The sequence below is a fragment of the Streptomyces sp. NPDC042346 genome (genome assembly GCF_055581845.1).
Map to the genome: position 1 here is coordinate 141,714 of NZ_JBVJEH010000005.1, position 18,282 is coordinate 159,995.

The window sequence follows — 18,282 nt, forward strand, 5'->3', positions numbered from 1 at the left end:
CGTTCTTGGTCGGGTGATCAGGTGCGTTTCGCGGACGTCAATGCCGATCAGCGGGCGGATTACGTGATCGTCGAGGCGAACGGTGCCACCCGTGCCTTCGTCAACACCGCCGACGCCACGGGCAAGGTCAAGTTCACCGACAACGGCTACATCGCCACCGGCTCGACAACCTGGTCCGGCGACCAGGTGCGATTCGCCGATATCAATGCCGATCAGCGGGCGGACTACCTGATCGTCGAGGCGAATGGTGCTACGCGTGCGTTCGTGAACACGGCGGATGCCGCCGGGAAGGTCAAGTTCACGGACAGCGGGTACATCGCGACGGGTTCGACGTCTTGGTCGGGTGATCAGGTGCGTTTCGCGGACGTCAATGCCGATCAGCGGGCGGATTACGTGATCGTCGAGGCGAACGGTGCCACCCGTGCCTTCGCCAACACCGCCGACGCCACGGGCAAGGTCAAGTTCACCGACAACGGCTACATCGCCACCGGCTCCACCTCGTGGACCGGGGAACAAGTCCGTATCTGATCTGATGTATCGCGGGCGTATCGAGAATCGGATACGCCCGCGCAACGGACCTCCGGTTCTCATGGGGGCATGGATCACACCGCATCCCTGACGGCCCCGCCCCGCCCCCTCCGCAGGATCGTGCTCATCGGCCTGGCGGTCCTCGGCTTGGCGAGCGCTCTGTTCGTCGTGCGGGGGCCGCTGCTGATGTCCGCTCCGCGGTGCATGACAGGGCAGTGGCACGGCTGCCTCGACACCTTCAACGGCGTGGTGCTCATGACGCTGGTCGCACTGCCGTTGTCCCTGCTGCTGGTGTGGGCCCTGGCACGGCGTCGGCGTGCCGTCGGTGTCGCCTCGGCGTGGCGGCTGTCGCTGGCCGAGGTGGGCATGGTCCACGGGACGGTGCCGTTCCTCTGGATCACGATGATGCCGGGCGGCGGGGCCGGCATCGTTCCCGCCCGGGTGAGCCTGGTGCCGCTGCGGGACCTGGTCACGATGGGGCCCCTCGGGATCGTCGGCAACCTGCTGGTCTTCGCGTCGCTGGGGTTCTTCGCCCCGATGCGCTTCACCGCGCTGGCGACCGCGCCACGGATCCTCGCGCTCGGCGCGGGCTGCTCGATCCTGGTCGAGACCGCACAGTACGTCCTCCGGTTGGACCGGGTGTCCTCCGTGGACGACGTCCTGGTCAACGCCACCGGCGCCGTACTGGCCGCGCTGGCGTCCCGCCGCTGGTGGCGGACCAGGCCCTCGCATACATCGGCGATACGGAGTGCTGCTTAGGCTTCGGGCATGCGCGTACTGATCGTGGAGGACGAGCCCTACCTGGCCGAAGCCGTCCGTGACGGCCTCCGGCTGGAGGCGATCGCCGCCGACATCGCGGGCGACGGCGACTCCGCCCTGGAGCTGCTCGGCATCCACTCCTACGACCTCGCCGTCCTCGACCGCGACATCCCCGGCCCCTCCGGCGACGAGATCGCCCGGCGCATCGTCGCGTCCGGCAGCGGCATCCCGATCCTCATGCTCACCGCCGCCGACCGGATCGACGACAAGGCCTCCGGGTTCGCGCTCGGCGCCGACGACTACCTCACCAAGCCGTTCGAGCTGCGGGAGCTCGTCCTGCGGCTGAGGGCGCTCGACCGCAGGCGCGCGTACGCCCGGCCCCCGGTCCGCGAGATCGCGGGCCTGCGGCTCGACCCCTTCCGCCGGGAGGTCTTCCGCGACGGACGCTACGTCGCCCTCACCCGCAAGCAGTTCGCCGTGCTCGACGTCCTCGTCGCCGCCGAAGGCGGGGTCGTCAGCACCGAAGAGCTGCTGGAACGGGCCTGGGACGAGAACGCCGACCCCTTCACCAACGCCGTCCGCATCACCGTCTCCGCACTGCGCAAACGGCTCGGCGAACCGTGGATCATCGCCACGGTGCCGGGTGTCGGCTACCGCATCGACGCCACCCCCGATGCCGGCCTCGGCCCCGACGCCGGTCCCGGCTTCGACGCCGGCCTCGGCCCCGGCGCCGGTCCCGGCCCCGAAGCCGGCCTCAGTCCCGACGCCGGTCCCGGCCCCGATGCCGGTCCGGACACCACCCGCCCCGGCCGTACGCATGCGTAGACGGCCAGGGCTCAGCGTCCGACTGAAACTCACCCTCAGCTACGCAGGGTTCCTCGCCGTCGCAGGCGCGCTCCTGCTGGCCGTGGTGTGGGGGTTCCTGCTGCGCTACGTACCCGACAACACCCAGGGCCTGCTCGGGACCTCGCCCAACCGCTACCTCCTCGTCCGCACCTTCGCCCCCGCCGCGGCCGTCGCGATGGCCTTCCTGCTCGTGTTCGGCCTCGTCGGAGGATGGCTCCTCGCCGGCCGGATGCTCGCACCGCTCACCCGGATCACCGACGCGGCGCGCATGGCCGGGAACGCCTCGCTGTCCCACCGGATCCGCATGACAGGCCGGCAGGACGAATTCCGGGAACTCGCCGACGCGTTCGACGGCATGCTCGAACAACTGGAGTCGCACGTCGCCGAGCAGCAGCGGTTCGCCGCGAACGCCTCCCACGAACTGCGCACCCCGCTGGCGATCTCGCGGACGCTTCTCGACGTCGCCCGCAAGGACCCGACGCGGGACCGGGGCGAACTCGTCGAACGGCTGCACGTCGTCAATACGCGCGCGATCGACCTCACCGAGGCCCTCCTGCTGCTCGCCCGCAGCGACCGCGGGACCTTCGCCCGCGAGAGCGTCGACCTCTCCCTCGTCGCCGAAGAGGCCGCCGAAACGCTGCTGCCCCTCGCCGAACAGCGCGGGATCACGCTCGACGTCACCGGCGGAGCGGCACGGACCAGCGGCTCCGCGGAGCTCCTCCTGCGGATGATGACGAACCTCGTCCAGAACGCCCTCGTCCACAACCTCCCCGACGGCGGCACCGTGACGGTCCACACCGAGGAGCAGGGCGACGCGAGCGTGGTCCGGGTCGAGAACACGGGCCATCCGCTGCCACCGGAACTGGTGCCGACGCTCACCGAACCCTTCCAGCGCGGCACGGAACGCGTCCGCACCGACGAGCACGCCGGCGTCGGCCTCGGCCTGGCCCTCGTGCACAGCATCGTCCGCGCCCACGCCGGGACCCTCGACCTCGCCGCCCGCCCCGGCGGCGGTCTCCTCGTCACGGTCCGGATTCCCGGCGAGGCGTAGACGCCGTCACCCCGCACCGGCAGGCGCTCCGGGAGCCGATTCAGGAAGCGGTCGCCTTTCCCAGCGTGTGCAGGCACTGGGTGAGGGCGGCGTGCCGGGGCGTGCCGTGGTCGCGGGTCCGGAGCCACGCCGCGTACAGCAGGGCCCACAGCACCTCGCGCATCCAGCCGGCGTCGGTCTGCGGATCGAGGGTGCCCTGGTCCTGGCCGCGCCGGAGCAGGGCGAGGATCGCCCGGTCGGCGGGGGTCTCCTGTTCAAACCCGGACCACTCGGCGAACTGCGGCACGTCGTAGAGGAGCATCAGCCGGTCGCCCAGCTCGAAGTACTCCTGGCAGAGGCGCTCCAGGGCCTCGGGAGCCGGTCCGTCGTCGAGCCGGGCCCGGTCGGTGGCCACCGCGACCCGTTCGGTGATGTCCGCGCCGATGGCGGCGATGAGGTCGGAGCGCTCGGGGAAGTAGCGGTGGACGGTGGTACGGCCGACCCCGGCGGCCTCGGCGACGTCGCCCAGCGAGGCGGCCGGGTCGGCGGAGAGCAGCGTGACGGCGGCGTCCAGGATGGCGCGGCGGGTGCGGGCGCGGGTGGCGCTCTCGCGGGTGACGGTGAGATCGGTCCCCTTCGGCATGGGGCAACGGTATCCGCTCCACCGAATAGGGGCAGTGTTTGCCTTTTATGGAACATCGATGTTCCCTTGTGGGTATGAAGCGCTCCGCTGCCTCCGTTACCCCCGCTGTCTCTGCTCCGCGGCTGCGCGTGCTCTGGTCCTTCGCCCGCCCGCACCGGCGCACTCTCCTGCACGGCCTGGCCCTGGCGCTTGTCGCGTCCGCCCTCGGGCTCGCCACGCCCATGGTCACCAAGCAGGTCCTCGACGCCCTGGGCGACGGAGCCTCGCTCGCCGGCCCGGTGGCCGCGCTTCTGGTGCTCCTGGTGACCGGCGGCGCGGTCGCCTACCGGCAGTGGATCATCCTGGGCGCGCTGGGGGAGCGGGTCGTCCTCGACGCCCGGGAGTCGATGGTCCGGCACCTCCTGCGCGCCGCCGTCCCCGGCGTGACCCGCCGTCCGCCGGGCGAGCTCGTCACCCGCGTCACCTCCGACACGGTGCTGCTGCGCGAGGCCGCCGCGGAATCCCTGGTCGGCCTCGTCAACGGCGGGGTCACCCTCGTCGGCTGCCTGGCCCTGATGGCCGTCCTCGATCCGGTACTGCTCGCCACCACGCTGCTCGCGATCTGCCTGGTCGCTGCCGCCTTCGTGTTCCTGATGCCGGGCATCGCCCGTGCGCAGGAACGGGCGCAGGAGTACGTCGGCGGGCTCGGCGGCACCCTGGAGGGAGCCCTGCGGGCGATCCGTACCGTCAAGTCCCACCGCGCCGAGGACCGGATGGCCGACCGCATCCTGACCGACGCCCGTGCCTCGGCGGAGCACGGCGTCCGCGCGGTCCGCCGCGAGGCGCTGGCCTGGACGATCGCCTGGACCGGGGTGAACCTCGCGATCATCACCGTGCTCGCCGTCGGCGCCTGGCGGGTCTCCCAGGGGCAGCTGGAGGTGTCAGGCCTGATCGCCTTCCTGCTGTACGCGTTCGCCCTCATGGACCCGGTCACCGAACTCAGCCGGAACGTCACCTCCCTCCAGTCCGGCATCGCGGCCGCCGAACGCATCCGGCAGACGGACGCCCTGCCCTTGGAAGAGCGCGCCCAGGAGACCCCGGCTTCCGTCGGCGCGCGGGGCGACGACGCCCCCGTCCTGCTCTTCCGGGACGTCACCGCCGCGCACGCCCCCGGGGTGCCGCCCGCCGTCCGGGGCGTGGACCTGGCCGTCCCCCGGCGCGGTCATCTCGCCATCGTCGGACCTTCCGGGGCGGGCAAGACGACCCTGCTCTCCCTCGTCCTGCGCTTCCTGGAACCCACCGGCGGCGAACTGCTCCTGGACGGGCGCCCGTACCGCGACCTCACGCACGCCAACGTCCGGGCCCGCCTCGCGTACGTCGAACAGGACACCCCCGTCGTGCCCGGCACCCTCCGCGACAACCTGCTGCTCGCCCGCCCCGACGCCACGGAGTCCGAGCTCCGTGCCGTCCTGCGTGACGTCCGCCTCGACGACAGGATCGCCGCCCTGGACGCGGGCCTGGACACCCCCCTGGCCTCCGCGTCCGTCTCGGGCGGCGAACGCCAGCGCATCGCGCTGGCCCGCGCCCTGCTCGCCACGCCCGACGTCCTGCTCCTGGACGAGGCCACCGCTCAGCTGGACGGGCTCACCGAGGCGGCCGTCCAGGAGTGCGTACGGGCGCGGGCCCGGGACGGCGCGGTGGTCACCGTGGCCCACCGGCTCTCCACCGTCGTCGACGCGGACACCATCGTGGTCATGGAGAACGGGCGGGTCCGCGCGCAGGGCGCGCACGGGGAACTCCTCGCGACCGACGAGCTGTACCGCGAACTCGTGGAGTCCCTTCGGATGGACGCCGGGATCGTCCGCCCCCTCACCGGGAGGGCGTAGCGGCGTAGGGTTCGGCGTCGGCCGGGTGCTCCTTCCCGGTCGTGGCCTCCGGCCGGGCCTTCGCGATCGTGCAGACGCCGTCCGCGCACCGGCGCTCCAGACGGCCGCGGGAGACGGTCTGCGCCAGGCCCACCATCCAGCAGGTGGGGCAGCCGCGGAAGGCGATCAGGGCCAGCGGGGCCGCCAGCAGGGTGGCCGGGCCGGCGACGGGCACCAGGGCGATCGAGCCGATGACGAGGCCGAATCCGACGGCGCCGCGCGCCAGGTGGCGCGGGACGGACTTGCTGGCGAAGTTCGTTCCGGGCGCCGCGGGTCGTGCGGCGGCCGGGGCCTTCGCGCTCGGCGCGGACTTCACGGAATGCAAGGTGTTCACGGTCGTGACTCTCCTCCGGCTCGTCGGTCGAGGGCATGATCGAGGGTCTGTGTCTATGGCTGCGTCTGCGTCTGCGTCTGTGTCGGTGCCTGTGGCTACGTCTGCGTCGGTGCCGGGTCCGTCGCCGCCAGTGCGTCACGCAGCGCCGCGCGCGCCCTGTGCAGCCGCGACTTCATCGCCGCGCCGCTCAGACCGAGCGCATCGGCGACGGTCCTGCCGGGCAGGCCCTGTACGTCCCGCATGATCAGGACCTGCCGCTGGTCGCGGGGGAGGGCGCTGACCGCCGCCGCGATCCGCTCCGCCTCCAGCCGGTGCAGCGCCGAGTCCTCGGCGGACGGTTCCGTGGACGCCTCCGGTCCGGCCGGCGCCTCGTCGCTCCGGGCGAGGAGCATCCGTACGTGCCGGAGGCATTCGTTGCGCACGATCCGGAACATCCACGAGGCGAGCGCGCCACTGGCCCGCAGCGTGCCGATCTTCCGGTAGAGGATGATCAGCGCCTCCTGCGCCGCGTCCTCCGCGTCCTGCGGCGAGGCGCACAGGGACAGGGCGAACTTGCGCACGTGTGGCTGCGATTCGATGACCACGGTGGTGAGCGACGTGACGTCGCCGTCCTGGGCGGCCTTGATCAGCCGCTCGTCCGGCCAGGGCAGGCGTCGGTTCATCTGGTCCTCATTCGGTACTCGTTCCGGGAAGGCGCCCCGCGCACGGGTTCAGGTCAGCTTCGGCTCTTGTAACGCCGCATCAGGTGCCAGCTGCACGCGCCCACGAGCAGCGCTCCGATCACGACGATGCCGGTGATCATCATGGTGTTTCCTCCCCATCCTGTCGGCCCGTTCGGCCGGTACGCACATAGGAGGCGGGGAGGGCCGGAAAGGATTCACCTCGATTCCGTGCCCCGGACTCCGTGCCCCGGACTCCGTGCCCCGGACTCCGTGCCCCGGACTCCGGGTCCGGCCGTACGGGTCCGGACCGGCCGCGCAAGGTGTGGTGTTCGGCCAACTTTCCTTCCCTAGTGACTCGGTTGGGAATCCGGGCGACCCGTTCTCCGTTGTCGCGGGCATGACTGCGTCCCACACCGAATTCCTCCGCGGCACCGCCCGAGGAACCGCCCCCGTCCCGCTCTCCGTACTGGACCTGGCCGCCGTCGGCGAGGGCACCACGGCCCACGAGGCGCTCCAGGCCTCGGCGCGGCTGGCCCGACTGGCCGAGGCCCGGGGTCTGCTCCGGTACTGGGTGGCCGAACACCACTCCATGCCCGGGATCTCCAGCAGCAGCCCCGCCGTCGTCCTCGCGCACCTGGCGGCCCACACCCGCACGCTGCGGCTCGGCTCCGGCGGGGTCATGCTGCCCAACCACGCCCCGCTCGTGGTCGCCGAGCAGTTCGGCACCCTGGAGGCGCTCGCACCGGGCCGCATCGACCTCGGTCTCGGGCGGGCCCCCGGCACCGACGGCGCCACCGCCGCGGCGCTGCGGCGGGCCGACGGAGTGCAGGCCGACGACTTCCCCGCCGAGGTCGCCGAGCTCCTCCGCTTCCTCCACGACGACTTCCCCGACGGGCACCCCTACCGTCGCATCCACGCCGTGCCCGGGCCCGTGCAGGGAGAGGTGGGGCAGCCGCAGGTATGGCTGCTCGGCTCCTCCGGTTTCTCCGCCCGCCTCGCCGGCGAGCTGGGCCTTCCGTTCGCCTTCGCCCACCACTTCTCCGCGCGGAACACGCTCCCGGCCCTGGAGCTGTACCGGTCGAGCTTCCGGCCCTCCGCGACCCTGGCCGAGCCGTACGTGGTGCTCGGCGTCTTCGCCTTCGCCGGGGAGGAGGCCGAGGAGGCGCGACGGCAGGCGCTCACCGGGGCGCTCGCGACGGTACGGCTGCGCAGCGGCCGGCCCGGTCTCGTACCGACGCCCGAGGAGGCCGAGCGGCACGTCTTCACCGAGCAGGAGCGCGCGGTCCTCGGCACCTGGCTCGACAACGCCCTGTACGGCACGGCCGACGAGGTCAGGGCGGGCCTGGACGAACTGCAGAAGCGGACCGACGCGGACGAGCTGATGCTCGCGATGAACTCGCACAGCCCCGACTTCCGCGTGCGCTCCTACGAACTCATTGCCGACGCCTACGGCATGCCGGCCGACGTGACGGCCGGGTGAGGGGACGTCGGGGGAGGTGACCTCGGGCTGAGGTGACGTCACCGCGCAAGAGGCCCTGGCCCCCCACCGGGGCCAGGGCCTCTTCACCTGCCGTCAGCGACGGCCCGTCACGAACCCGCCGCCACCGTGACCCGCCACCCGTCGTCCGCGAGCCGGCGGCGGACCGCCTCGGCCGTCGGGGCGGGGGCCGCGAGGAGGGCCGAGAGCTCCGTGTCCGCGTCGGACCAGCTCAGCCGGATGCCGTCCGCGTCGATGCCGGAGCCCTCCGCCGCGTCGATCAGCCGGTCCACCTCGCCGGGCCCGCCGCCGAGCGGGACCGTCAGCGTCACCCGCTCCACGGGGGTCCGGCCGCCCGGCTCGTACACCGCCTCCCAGCCTTCCCGGCCGCGCTCCAGGAGGTCCACGAGCGAGGCCAGCGCCTCCTCCGACTCCGGCCCCGACACCTCCAGCGCGTTCAGCGCGCGCGTCAGCGCCTCCAGGTCCTTGCGTAAGTCGCCGAGGATCTCCGCGATCGCCGGACCGTTCGACCGGACGATGTCCGTCCAGAGCTCAGGGGAGCCGCCGGCGACCCGGATCACGTCCCGTACCCCCTGCCCGGCCAGCGCGAGCGCCTCGCGGGACGCCCCACCGAGGCGCGCCGCCATCAGCGTCGCCACGAGGTGTGGCGCGTGGGAGACGAGGGCCACCGCCCGGTCGTGCACGCCCGGTTCCATCACCAAGGGCACGGCGCCGCACAGCGCGACGGCGGCGAGCACCCGGTTGAGCGTGCCCGACGAGGTCTCGGGGCCGGGGGTCAGGACCCAGGTGCGGCCCTCGAACAGCCCGGCCCGGGCGGCCAGCGGACCGGACCGCTCGCTCCCCGCCATGGGATGGCCGCCCACATAGCTCGCGTGGTGCACCCCGGCCCGCGCCACCGCCAGTGCGGTGGCGGACTTGACGCTCGCCACATCGGTGTAGGCGTGGGCGAGCCCACGGTGCTGCTGGTCCGCGAGCACCTGCGCCACCCGCGTCGGCGGTACGGCGACGACGGCCAGGTCCACCGGCCCGGGAGGCGGGCCGAAGACACCGGCCCCCCGCGCCGCGGCCACCCGCGCCGCCGACTCGTCCGCGTCCATCAGGTGCACGTGGACGCCGCGACGGGTCAGCGCGAGCCCGATGGACGTGCCGATCAGCCCGGCCCCCACCACTGCCGCATTGCGAATCACTGGATCCCCCTCATGGCCGGTTCGTCGACGGTCGCAGTCTGACCGCAAGCGGGTGTCCGGTTCTCGGCCGACCGCGCACGGCAAGTGACGCATCAGCGCACTTCGGGCATTCGCGAACGCGACAGAGCGCATGCGCGGGGACAGCAAAACCGCCCGGCGCCGGACCATAGTTTTCTGTCACCAAGGGGCCGTCAGCGAACGAAGGAGGAACGCCGTGGAACTCGATCTGCGCACGGTGATGCGGCACTTCGCCACCGGTGTCGGGGTGGTGAGCACCTGGACCGAGGATCAGGACAGCCCCGACGGGCGCCGCCACGACGCCATCACGGTCAACTCGCTCGTGCCCGTCTCCTTCGACCCCCCGCTCGTGTCGCTCTCCCTGCGCCACGGGTCGGCCTTCCTCGCCGACCTCCTCGCCTCCCGGCGGTGGGGCGTGTCGATCCTGGCCGCGGACGGGGCGGACACCGCCCGCCGCCTCGCCGGCTCCCGGGAGAGCCGGACCGAGGCGCTGACCGCCCTGCCCGCCGCGCCGGGGCCGCACACCGGAGCCCTGCTCTTCGAGGGACCCGGCTGGATGGAGTGCGCGCTCGCCGACTCCTTCACCGTCGGCGACCACCTCATGGTGATCGGCACCGTGCTGGCCACCGGGGTCGGCGCACCGCAGGACCCGCTGGTGTTCCTGCACGGGGCACTCACCCCCGCCACCAGCCCGTGACCCGGTCCCGGACCGTGACCCGGCCCCGGACCCGGCCCGGAACCCGGACCCGAACCCCGACCCGACCCCGGCCCCGTCTTCGTACCGCCACTTCGCCAGGGAGACCAGCATGACCGAACAGTCCAGCGCCCTCGACGAGCCCGCCGCGCCGCCCGCGCCCCGGAGCGCGTCCGGGAGCCCCGCGCTGCGCAAGGCCCTCGACGCGGCCGCCCGGATCCTCGGCGAGGACCGGGTGCTGCGCCCCGAGGGCGACGAGTGGGCGACCCGGCTCCTCGGCCCCAACGCGAGCCTCTTCCGGTCCCGCCGGATCGCCGCCGTCCTGCGGCCCGCCACCGCCGGACAGGTCCCCGAGCTCGTCGAACTCTTCTCCAAGGACACCGAATCGGGCAGCCTCCACGTGGTCAGCACCGGCCGCAACTGGGGCCTGGGCTCCCGCGAACCGGCCGACGACGACGTGGTCGTCCTCGACCTCGGCGGCCTCGACAAGGTCCGCGCACTGGACCTGGACGCCGGCTGGGCCGTCGTCGAACCCGGCGTCACCCAGGGCCACCTCTCCCGGCTCCTCGCCCACACCCCGCGCCTCGTCAACGTCACGGTCTCCGCCGCAGCGACCAGCGTCCTCGGCAACGCCCTGGACCGCGGCGTCGGCCTGCGCGGCCAGCGCACCGACGACCTCGCCGGCCTGGAGGTCGTGCTGCCGGACGGCGAGACCGTACGGGTCGGCTGGTGGCCCACGGCCGACCGGACCGCACCGGTCTACCCGCACGGCCTCGGCCCGTCACCGCTGCCGCTCTTCGTCCAGTCCGCCCTCGGCGTGGTCACCGCCGCGGTGATCCGGCTGCCCGCCCGGCCCGAGGCGCTGCGCGTGGTCCGCCTCGACTTCCCGCAGTCCGCCCTGAGCGCGGTGACCGACGCCGTGCGCCGCTGGGTCGCGCAAGGCCTCACGCGGGGCGTCCCGCGGATCTACGATCCGGCGGCAGCCCGGTCGTACGGCGGCACCGAGGGCGAGTTCCTCGCCCACCTCCCCGTCGACGGCACCGCCGAGGTCGTCGAGGCGCTCACCGGCATCCTGACCGCCGAGGCCCACCGCACCGGCCTCTTCACCCAGGTGACGGCCACCGAGGCGATCGACCCCGCCCACCCCAACCACGAGGTCGCCCGGCTCGTCGAGCGCGGCTACGCCGGCGACCCCGACATCGCCGACGTCCTCTTCCGGGCCAAGATGGGCGTGCCCGCCGACCGCGTGGACACGGATGCCGGCTTCGTCTTCTTCCTTCCGCTGCTGCCGTTCAACGGCGCGGACGTCTCCCGCGCGGACGGGCTGCTGAGGGAGGCGGCCGCGGCCACCGGCACCCGGCTCTCCGCGACGCTGCACCTCCTCGGCCCCGACCTGATCGACTGCGTGGTCGCGATGAAGTTCTCCCGCGAGGGAGACGCCGCCGAGCGGGCCCACCGCGCCCTCGACCTTCTCCACACCTCGTTCGCCGACGCCGGCTTCGCGCCGTACCGGCTGGACGTCGACCACGCCCATCGGCGCGACGCCCTCGCCGTCGACCCCGGAGCCCTCGCACTGACCCGTCGGCTCAAAGCCGTACTCGACCCCAACAACGCCATCGCGCCGGGACGTTACCGCTGACAGCGGGAGACCACCGGCCCCAGTGAGACAGGGGACTACAGCACATGGTCACTTCACAGGAGGTCGCCGCCCGGCGTCCCGACACCGCCCGCCCGACCACTCCGGAGGAACTGCTCAGGCGCGCCGAGGACCTCGTCCCGGTGCTGCGGGGCCTCTCCGACGACATCGAGAAGGCCCGCAGGCTGCCCGACACGGTCGTGGAGAAGCTGCGCGACGCGGGCGTCTTCCGCATGGGCGTGCCCACCGAACTCGGCGGCCCGGGCCTCGACTCCGTCCAGCAGACGGAGGTGGTGGAGACCCTCGCCCGCGGCGACGCCTCCGCCGCCTGGTGCGCCATGATCGGCATGGACACCCCGCTCTACGCCCAGTTCCTGCCCGAGTCCGTCGCCCGCGAGGAACTCAGCGACCCCGACGCCATCACGGCCGGACTGATCCTGCCGCTCGGCCGGGCCGACCGGGTGCCCGGCGGCTACCGGGTCACCGGACGCTGGGGCTTCGGCAGCGGCATCACCCACGCCGACTGGGTCGTCGCCGGCACCTTCGTCCACCAGGACGGACGGCCCGAGTCCGGGCCCGACGGCGCGCCCCGGCACTGGCGCATCATGCTGGCCCGCCGCGACGAGTTCGAGGTCCTCGACACCTGGCACACCACCGGCCTCGCGGGCAGCGGCAGCAACGACTACCAGGCGAAGGACCTGTTCGTCCCGGAGGAGCACTCCTTCAGCCTGGGCGCCCCGCGCGTCGAGGGCCCGCACTCCACGGCGGAGGCGATCCTGCGCAACATGCCCGGCGTGCCGCTCGGCGTCGCCAGGGCCGCGCTCGACCACGTACGGGAGCTGGCCGCCGGCCGCACCGACCGCAACGCCGCCACGCCGTGGGCCGACACCTACCGGGTGCAGATGGCCATCGCCGAGTCCGAGATGGAACTCGGCGCCGCCCGGCACGCCGTCTACGGCAGCCTGCGAAGGCAGGCCGAGATCCTGGAGAAGGGCGGTGAGATCGGCCGCGACGACCGGGTGGACACCGTCCTGGCGCGCGTCAACGCCTTCCGGGTGGCCCGCACCATCGTCACCCGGCTCTACGACCTCGTGGCGACGACGGCCGTCTACCGGCCCTCGCCGCTCGACCGCTGGCTGCGCGACCTGACGACGATGCGCCAGCACGTCATCGCCCAGGACCAGGTCCTCCAGTCGGCGGGCGCGCATCTGCTCGGCGGCACCCCGTACAACCCCTTCAGCCTGGGCATCGTGGCATGACCGGACACCCGCGCGCGGAGCTGACCGGCGGGCCGCTGCCGGCGCCGGCGGTCGGCACGCTCGGCGAGGCGCTCCGGCGTGCCGCGCGCACCCCGCACGGCGTGGTCGTGATCGACGGCACGGGTACGGCCGTCCGCAGGTCGTACGCCGAGCTGTACGAGGACGCGGCGCGGGCGGCGGCGGAGCTGGCCGCCGCGGGCGCACGGCCCGGCGCGCGGGTGATCCTCCGCACGGCCCGCACCACCGACCTGCTCACCGCCTTCTGGGCGTGCGTGCTCGGCGGACTCGTCCCGCTGCCCGTGTCGTACGGCTCCGGTGCCGACGGGCTCGCCGAGGCGGTCGAGGCCGTCGGGGAGGCGTGGCTGCTCGGCGACGAGCCGCCCGGCCCGCCCCCGCCGGGGCTGCGTCCGCTCCGGCCGGTGGGTGCGGCGAGAGTGGCGGGCACGGGGGACGAGGCGGACCGTGCGTCCGCCGGAGCCCGCGAGCCGGTCGAGGCGCGACCGGACGACCCCGCGGTGCTCACGCTGACCTCGGGCAGCGGCGGCCGGCCCAAGGCCGTACAGCTGACCCACCGTCACGTGCTCGCCCGGGCCCACGGCACCGCCCTCGCGCGGGGCCTCGGCCCGGACACCCGCAGCCTCAACCGGATGCCTCTCGACCACGTCAGCGGCATCGTCATGTTCCACGTACGGGACGTCTACCTCGGCTGCCACCAGGTGCACGCCGATCCCGGATGGGTCAGCGCCGACCCACTGCGCTGGCTCGACGTCGCCGAGGCCGAACGGATCGACACCACCTGGGCGCCCAACCGCGTCCTCGCGCTCCTCGTCGACCGGCTCGCCGAGGAACCGGACCGGTCCTGGGACCTCAGCCGCCTCCGGTACGTGATGAACGGCGGCGAGGCGGTCAAGGACCGTGTCGTCCGGCGGTTCGTCGAGGCGCTCGCCCCCCACGGGCTGCCGGCCACCGCCGTGCACCCCGGGTGGGGCATGCCGGAGACGGCGTCCGGCGTCGTCGACAGCGTCTTCCGCCTCTCCGACGGCCCGCTCCGGCGTCATGTGCCGGTGGGGACGCCGCAGCCCGGCGTGTCCGTGCGGGTCGTGGACGAGTCGGGGCGGGTGGTGCCGGCCGGGGTCGTGGGCCGGCTCCAGATCACCGGGGCGCCGGTCGCCGGCACGTACCTCGTGGGCGGGGTGCCGCAGCCGGCCCCGCTCTCGGACGACGGCTGGCTCGTCACCGACGACCTGGCCTTCGTGGCGGACGGCGAGCTCACCGTGACCGGCCGGGCCGACGGCCTCATCGAGGTCGGCGGCGCCCGGTGGCACGGCCACGAGATCGAGGACGCCGTCGAGGAACTCCCGTGCGTGCTCCCGTCCTTCACCGTCGCCCGACCGCTCGCCGCGGACGGTACGGGTTCCACCGGGCTCGCGGTCTTCTTCCGGCCCAGGCCGGAGGTCTCCCCGGACGAGGCGGCGGAGCGGGTGCGCGAGCGGGTGCGGCGGCGCTTCGGGGCCGGCCCGGTGCACGCCCAGGCCCTGGCGGAGCACGAACTGCCCAGGACCGCCACCGGAAAGCTCCGCCGCTCGGTCCTCGCCGCCCGGCACCCCGGCGCCCCGGGCTGACCCCGTACCCCCCACCGAGAGGCCTGCCATGTCCCTGGACCTGACCGCGACCATGCGTACCTTCGCCACCGGAATCTGCGTCGTCACCACCTACGAGGAGGAGGGGGACCGGCGGCGCCACGACGCGGTGGCCGTCCGCTCCTTCACCTCCGTCTCCCTCGACCCACCGCTCGTCTCCCTAGCCGTCCCCCGCGACTCCGAGGTCCTCGCGACGCTGCTCACGACCAAGGTCTGGGCGGTGTCGATCCTCGACGTCGCCGGCATCGACATGGCCGAGGCCCTGGACGGCGACCGGGAGACCCGCGCCCGGGCCCTGCTCACCTGCACGGCATCGCCCGGGGAGCGCACCGGGGCGCTGGTCCTCGACGCTCCGGGCTGGCTGGAGTGCACCCTGTACGACCGCCACGACACCGGCGACCACACGGTCCTGATCGGGGAGGTCCTGTCCACCGGCGGCCGGCACCGCAGGCCCCCGCTCGTGTTCGTCAACGGCAGCCTGCGCGCACTGTCCGAGGCCTGACCGCACCCGGCCCGAACTCCGACCGGCGCACCCCGAACACCGAACCGCGCACCCCGAACCGCGCACCCCGACCCACGCGCACCGAACCACCAACTCCGAGGAGAAGCAGTGAAATTCGGCATCTGGCTCGACTTCCGGAACCCGGCCCCGTGGCGGCAGCCCTGGACCGACGTCTACGAGGAGACGCTGTCGCTCGCCACCGACGCCGAGACCCTCGGGTTCGAGTCCGTCTGGCTGTCCGAGCACCACCTCACCGACGAGGGCTACCTGCCCTCCCTCTTCCCGGCGCTCGCCGCCATCGCCGCCCGCACGAGCCGGGTCCGGCTCGGCACGGCCATGGTCCTGGCCGGCCTCACCCATCCGCTGCGGCTCGCCGAGGACGCGGCCGTCACCGACCTGCTCTCCGGCGGCCGGCTGGAGCTCGGAATCGCCCCCGGCTACCGGGAGAAGGAGTTCGAGGCCCTCGGCTTCGACCGGGCCAAGCGGGGCGCCCGCACCGAGGAGACCGTCGAGATCCTCCGCAAGGCCTGGACCGGCGAGCCGTTCTCGTACGCCGGGAAGCACTTCGCCCTCGACGACGTCGTCGTCACCCCGGTGCCGCAGAGCCCGCCGCCGGTGTGGATCGGCGGCGGCAGCGAGGCCGCGGCGCGCCGGGCCGGCCGCCACGGGCTGCGCTTCCTGCCCGACCTCGGCACCCCGCCGGAGACCCTCGACCTGTACCGGCGCACCCTCGCCGAGCACGGGCACGACCCGGCCGGCTTCCCCCTCACGGCCATCGTCACGCCCGGCGTCTACGTGTGCGAGGACGCCGAGGAGGGCTGGCAGGAGATCAGGGAGCACTACTGGCACCTGCTGAACAAGTTCCAGGAGTGGTTCGGCAACCCGGGCCTGCCGTCCGTGGACGACCTGCCGCGCGAATTCTTCCTGGTGGGCCCGCCCGACGTCGTCGCCGAGGGGCTGCGCGACCGGATCAAGCCCCTGGGAGACGTCGAACGGATCATCTTCTTCGGCCGTGCCCCGGGGCTGCCGGCCGACCGGGCCCGCCGCTCGCTCGAACTGTTCTCCGAGCACGTCCTCCCGCAGTTCGCCTGAGCGCGCGGGCCGACGGCCTCTCCCGCTCGCCCGACCCATGAAGGAGCAAGGAACCATGTCAGACATCGCCATCGTCGGAGCAGGCATCTCGGGCCTCCACCTCGCCCTGCGGCTCCAGCAGGCCGGAGTGACCACGACGGTCTACGCCGAGCGCAGCACCGAGGAGCTCGCGGCGGGACGCCCGCTGAGCCTCCCCGTCCGCTTCGGGAAGACCCGCGAGCGGGAGCGCGAGCTGGGCGTCTCGCACTGGGAAGGAGGGGACGACGACACCCTCGGCGTCCGCCTCGTGGCGCGCGGGGAGCCGGGGATCGAGTTCCTCGGCCGCCTCGACGCACCCGCGAGCGGCGTCGACCTGCGCCTCTACCTGCCCACGCTCACCGCCGACTACCTGGAGCGGGGCGGCCGCGTGGTCGTGCTGCGGCCGGACGCGGCCGAGATCGACCGGATCTCCCGCGACCACGATCTGGTCGTGGTCGCCACCGGACGGGCCGCCACCACCGGGCTCTTCCCGCGCGACCCGGAGCGCTCGCCGTACACCGGGCCCCAGCGCGTCCTGACCGCCGGCCTCTTCCACGGCATCGCACCCGTCGACCCGGGCCACATCCACTTCCAGGTCACCGAGGCGGGCGAGATCTTCTCCACCCGGATCCTCACAGCCGACGGTCCCGCGCACGGCATCGTCGTGGAAGGCCTGCCCGGCGGTGCGCTGGAGCAGCTCGCCTCCTACGACCACCTGGAGGACCAGGCCGGCTTCGAGAAGACCCTGTTGGCGCTCATCGCCGAGTTCGCACCGGACCTGCGCGAGCGCATCTCCGACCGGGAGTTCGGGATCCGCCGCCCCGGCGACGTCATCCAGGGCGGTCTCACCCCGGTGGTGCGCCGCAGCTGGACCACGCTCGACTCGGGCCGGATAGCCCTGGCCCTCGGGGACGCCTGGATCGTCAACGACCCGCTGGCCGGGCAGGGCGCCAACCTGGGCTCGCGCAGCGCCTTCGAGATCGCCGAACTCATCGTCGCCGGCGGGCCGTTCGACGAGGCGTTCGCCGAGCGGGTGGCCGAGCGGCTGTGGCGGACCGCCGAGCCGGTCGTCGCCTGGTCGAACCTCAACGTCGCGCCGCCGGTCGAGCACGTGGGCGGGATCTTCGTGACCGCCACCGCCGACCAGCGGGTCGCCGACGCGTTCGTCGCCAACTTCAACCACCCGGCCGACATGTGGGAGGCCGTCAAGACGCCGGACGCCACACGGGCCTGGCTGGACAGGATCACGGACGCCGGATGACGGACGCGACGGACATCAAGAGCGTCTGCTGACGGCAGGCAGCGCGCACGGCCGGGCCGTGCCGCCGGGAACCTCCCCCGCGGGGGAGGAGTCCGGACGGCACGGCCCGGCCGTCTTTCCGATGTCCGATGCGTTACGCGGCGACCAGCGGCAGCGGACCGGTGTGGACGCTCCAGACGGACATCGCCATCTCCACCAGCTCGTGCAGCTGGGCACGCTCGGCCCCGTCGCGTGCCTGCAACGAGAGACCGTTGAGGAACGTGGTGTAGAAGGCGGCGATCCGGTCCGTGTCCGTGCCCCCGGCGAGCTCCCCGTCCGCCACGGCGGCGTCCAGCCGGGCCTTGAGGGTGGACTTGGTCCGGGCCCGGCAGCGCAGCGCGAAGTCCCGGACGGACTCGTGGTCGGTGGTGCAGCTGCTGGCGGCGTGCACGATCATGCAGCCGCGCGGCCGGTCGTCGGCGGTGAAGCGGTCGACGCTCCCGTGCAGGAGCGCCGCGATCGCCTCGCGCACGGTCGGGGCCTCGTCCATGGCCCGGCGCGAGGACTCCGCCTCGGTGCGCTCGTAGAGCTCGATGGCCTCCCGGAACAACTGTTCCTTGTTCTTGAAGGCGGCGTACAGGCTGGGCGGGTTGATGCCCATCGCGGCGCTCAGGTCGGTCGTCGACGTGGTGGCGTACCCGCGTTCCCAGAAGACGAGCATCGCCGTGTGCAGTGCGGCGTCCCGGTCGAAGCTGCGGGGGCGTCCGGTGCGGGCCACATGTCCTCCTTGAC

18 protein-coding genes are annotated in these 18,282 nt (G+C 73.4%); 13 read left to right on the forward strand and 5 right to left on the reverse strand.

Annotated features, from left to right (window positions below; translation table 11 throughout):
* The 4 genes from ACZ6K0_RS22235 to ACZ6K0_RS22250 all read left to right on the forward strand — a co-directional run.
* The coding region (locus ACZ6K0_RS22235; RefSeq protein WP_469576775.1) for an FG-GAP-like repeat-containing protein at positions 1–528 on the forward strand (528 nt) is incomplete at its 5' end.
* A 69-nt stretch (positions 529–597) separates the two neighbouring features.
* Positions 598–1,287, forward strand: coding sequence for a VanZ family protein (locus tag ACZ6K0_RS22240; protein WP_376403705.1), 690 nt, complete (start codon positions 598–600; stop codon positions 1,285–1,287).
* A 9-nt stretch (positions 1,288–1,296) separates the two neighbouring features.
* Complete coding sequence (locus tag ACZ6K0_RS22245) at positions 1,297–2,112, forward strand: response regulator transcription factor (protein WP_469229819.1); 816 nt, start codon at positions 1,297–1,299, stop codon at positions 2,110–2,112.
* Positions 2,105–3,184: a sensor histidine kinase gene (locus ACZ6K0_RS22250; RefSeq protein WP_469229820.1), complete on the forward strand. Its 1,080-nt coding sequence runs from the start codon at positions 2,105–2,107 to the stop codon at positions 3,182–3,184. The genes ACZ6K0_RS22245 and ACZ6K0_RS22250 overlap by 8 nt, the downstream gene beginning before the upstream one ends.
* Positions 3,185–3,224: 40 nt before the next feature.
* On the opposite strand, the gene ACZ6K0_RS22255 is transcribed toward ACZ6K0_RS22250, so the two are convergent.
* Positions 3,225–3,806: a TetR/AcrR family transcriptional regulator gene (locus ACZ6K0_RS22255; protein WP_469229822.1), complete on the reverse strand. Its 582-nt coding sequence runs from the start codon at positions 3,804–3,806 to the stop codon at positions 3,225–3,227.
* A gap of 74 nt (positions 3,807–3,880) precedes the next feature.
* On the opposite strand from ACZ6K0_RS22255, the gene ACZ6K0_RS22260 reads away from it, so the two are divergent.
* Positions 3,881–5,671, forward strand: a complete 1,791-nt coding sequence (locus ACZ6K0_RS22260; protein ID WP_469229824.1) for an ABC transporter ATP-binding protein — start codon at positions 3,881–3,883, stop codon at positions 5,669–5,671.
* On the opposite strand, the gene ACZ6K0_RS22265 is transcribed toward ACZ6K0_RS22260, so the two are convergent.
* Together ACZ6K0_RS22265 and ACZ6K0_RS22270 are read right to left on the reverse strand one after the other, a co-directional pair.
* A complete protein-coding gene (locus ACZ6K0_RS22265) occupies positions 5,655–6,044 on the reverse strand; it encodes a hypothetical protein (protein WP_469229826.1) in 390 nt (129 codons plus the stop codon). The two genes, ACZ6K0_RS22260 and ACZ6K0_RS22265, sit on opposite strands and share 17 nt — an antisense overlap.
* Before the next feature lie 95 nt (positions 6,045–6,139).
* Complete coding sequence (locus ACZ6K0_RS22270; RefSeq protein ID WP_469229827.1) at positions 6,140–6,706, reverse strand: RNA polymerase sigma factor; 567 nt, start codon at positions 6,704–6,706, stop codon at positions 6,140–6,142.
* Between the two features lie 397 nt (positions 6,707–7,103).
* Between ACZ6K0_RS22270 and ACZ6K0_RS22275 the strand changes: the two genes are divergently transcribed.
* A complete protein-coding gene (locus ACZ6K0_RS22275) occupies positions 7,104–8,186 on the forward strand; it encodes an LLM class flavin-dependent oxidoreductase (protein WP_376403690.1) in 1,083 nt (360 codons plus the stop codon).
* Positions 8,187–8,293: 107 nt separating this feature from the next.
* Here the strand turns inward: ACZ6K0_RS22275 and ACZ6K0_RS22280 are convergent, their stop codons facing one another.
* On the reverse strand, positions 8,294–9,391 hold the full coding sequence (locus ACZ6K0_RS22280) for a prephenate dehydrogenase (protein WP_469229829.1): 1,098 nt from the start codon (positions 9,389–9,391) through the stop codon (positions 8,294–8,296).
* 214 nt (positions 9,392–9,605) lie between these two features.
* On the opposite strand from ACZ6K0_RS22280, the gene ACZ6K0_RS22285 reads away from it, so the two are divergent.
* The 7 genes from ACZ6K0_RS22285 to ACZ6K0_RS22315 all read left to right on the forward strand — a co-directional run bounded on the left by ACZ6K0_RS22285 (position 9,606) and on the right by ACZ6K0_RS22315 (position 17,511).
* The gene (locus tag ACZ6K0_RS22285) at positions 9,606–10,106 is read left to right on the forward strand and encodes a flavin reductase family protein (RefSeq protein WP_376403686.1); all 501 of its coding nucleotides are present in this window, start codon (positions 9,606–9,608) and stop codon (positions 10,104–10,106) included.
* A gap of 109 nt (positions 10,107–10,215) precedes the next feature.
* Complete coding sequence (locus tag ACZ6K0_RS22290; RefSeq protein WP_469229831.1) at positions 10,216–11,742, forward strand: FAD-binding oxidoreductase; 1,527 nt, start codon at positions 10,216–10,218, stop codon at positions 11,740–11,742.
* 44 nt (positions 11,743–11,786) lie between these two features.
* On the forward strand, positions 11,787–12,998 hold the full coding sequence (locus ACZ6K0_RS22295) for an acyl-CoA dehydrogenase family protein (RefSeq protein ID WP_376403682.1): 1,212 nt from the start codon (positions 11,787–11,789) through the stop codon (positions 12,996–12,998).
* Positions 12,995–14,620: an AMP-binding protein gene (locus ACZ6K0_RS22300; RefSeq protein WP_376403680.1), complete on the forward strand. Its 1,626-nt coding sequence runs from the start codon at positions 12,995–12,997 to the stop codon at positions 14,618–14,620. Before ACZ6K0_RS22295 ends, ACZ6K0_RS22300 begins: the two co-directional genes overlap by 4 nt.
* A gap of 28 nt (positions 14,621–14,648) precedes the next feature.
* Positions 14,649–15,140 (forward strand): flavin reductase family protein, encoded by a 492-nt coding sequence (locus tag ACZ6K0_RS22305; RefSeq protein ID WP_376403678.1) that lies wholly within the window; start codon positions 14,649–14,651, stop codon positions 15,138–15,140.
* 108 nt (positions 15,141–15,248) lie between these two features.
* Positions 15,249–16,232: an LLM class flavin-dependent oxidoreductase gene (locus ACZ6K0_RS22310; protein ID WP_376403676.1), complete on the forward strand. Its 984-nt coding sequence runs from the start codon at positions 15,249–15,251 to the stop codon at positions 16,230–16,232.
* A 55-nt stretch (positions 16,233–16,287) separates the two neighbouring features.
* On the forward strand, positions 16,288–17,511 hold the full coding sequence (locus ACZ6K0_RS22315; protein WP_469229834.1) for a styrene monooxygenase/indole monooxygenase family protein: 1,224 nt from the start codon (positions 16,288–16,290) through the stop codon (positions 17,509–17,511).
* Positions 17,512–17,644: 133 nt separating this feature from the next.
* On the opposite strand, the gene ACZ6K0_RS22320 is transcribed toward ACZ6K0_RS22315, so the two are convergent.
* Entirely contained in the window at positions 17,645–18,268 is a 624-nt protein-coding gene (locus ACZ6K0_RS22320) for a TetR/AcrR family transcriptional regulator (protein WP_469229836.1), read from the reverse strand.
* Between the last annotated feature and the right edge of the window lie 14 nt (positions 18,269–18,282).

What these genes read in the sequence shown, in the direction of transcription:
- ACZ6K0_RS22240 (WP_376403705.1), top strand. Translation starts at nt 598, where the DNA reads ATGGATCACACCGCATCCCTGACGGCCCCGCCCCGCCCCCTCCGCAGG.
- ACZ6K0_RS22245 (WP_469229819.1), top strand. Translation starts at nt 1,297, where the DNA reads ATGCGCGTACTGATCGTGGAGGACGAGCCCTACCTGGCCGAAGCCGTC.
- ACZ6K0_RS22250 (WP_469229820.1), top strand. Translation starts at nt 2,105, where the DNA reads ATGCGTAGACGGCCAGGGCTCAGCGTCCGACTGAAACTCACCCTCAGC.
- ACZ6K0_RS22290 (WP_469229831.1), top strand. Translation starts at nt 10,216, where the DNA reads ATGACCGAACAGTCCAGCGCCCTCGACGAGCCCGCCGCGCCGCCCGCG.
- ACZ6K0_RS22270 (WP_469229827.1), bottom strand. Translation starts at nt 6,706, where the DNA reads ATGAACCGACGCCTGCCCTGGCCGGACGAGCGGCTGATCAAGGCCGCC.
- ACZ6K0_RS22260 (WP_469229824.1), top strand. Translation starts at nt 3,881, where the DNA reads ATGAAGCGCTCCGCTGCCTCCGTTACCCCCGCTGTCTCTGCTCCGCGG.
- ACZ6K0_RS22300 (WP_376403680.1), top strand. Translation starts at nt 12,995, where the DNA reads ATGACCGGACACCCGCGCGCGGAGCTGACCGGCGGGCCGCTGCCGGCG.
- ACZ6K0_RS22275 (WP_376403690.1), top strand. Translation starts at nt 7,104, where the DNA reads ATGACTGCGTCCCACACCGAATTCCTCCGCGGCACCGCCCGAGGAACC.
- ACZ6K0_RS22305 (WP_376403678.1), top strand. Translation starts at nt 14,649, where the DNA reads ATGTCCCTGGACCTGACCGCGACCATGCGTACCTTCGCCACCGGAATC.
- ACZ6K0_RS22295 (WP_376403682.1), top strand. Translation starts at nt 11,787, where the DNA reads ATGGTCACTTCACAGGAGGTCGCCGCCCGGCGTCCCGACACCGCCCGC.
- ACZ6K0_RS22315 (WP_469229834.1), top strand. Translation starts at nt 16,288, where the DNA reads ATGTCAGACATCGCCATCGTCGGAGCAGGCATCTCGGGCCTCCACCTC.
- ACZ6K0_RS22255 (WP_469229822.1), bottom strand. Translation starts at nt 3,806, where the DNA reads ATGCCGAAGGGGACCGATCTCACCGTCACCCGCGAGAGCGCCACCCGC.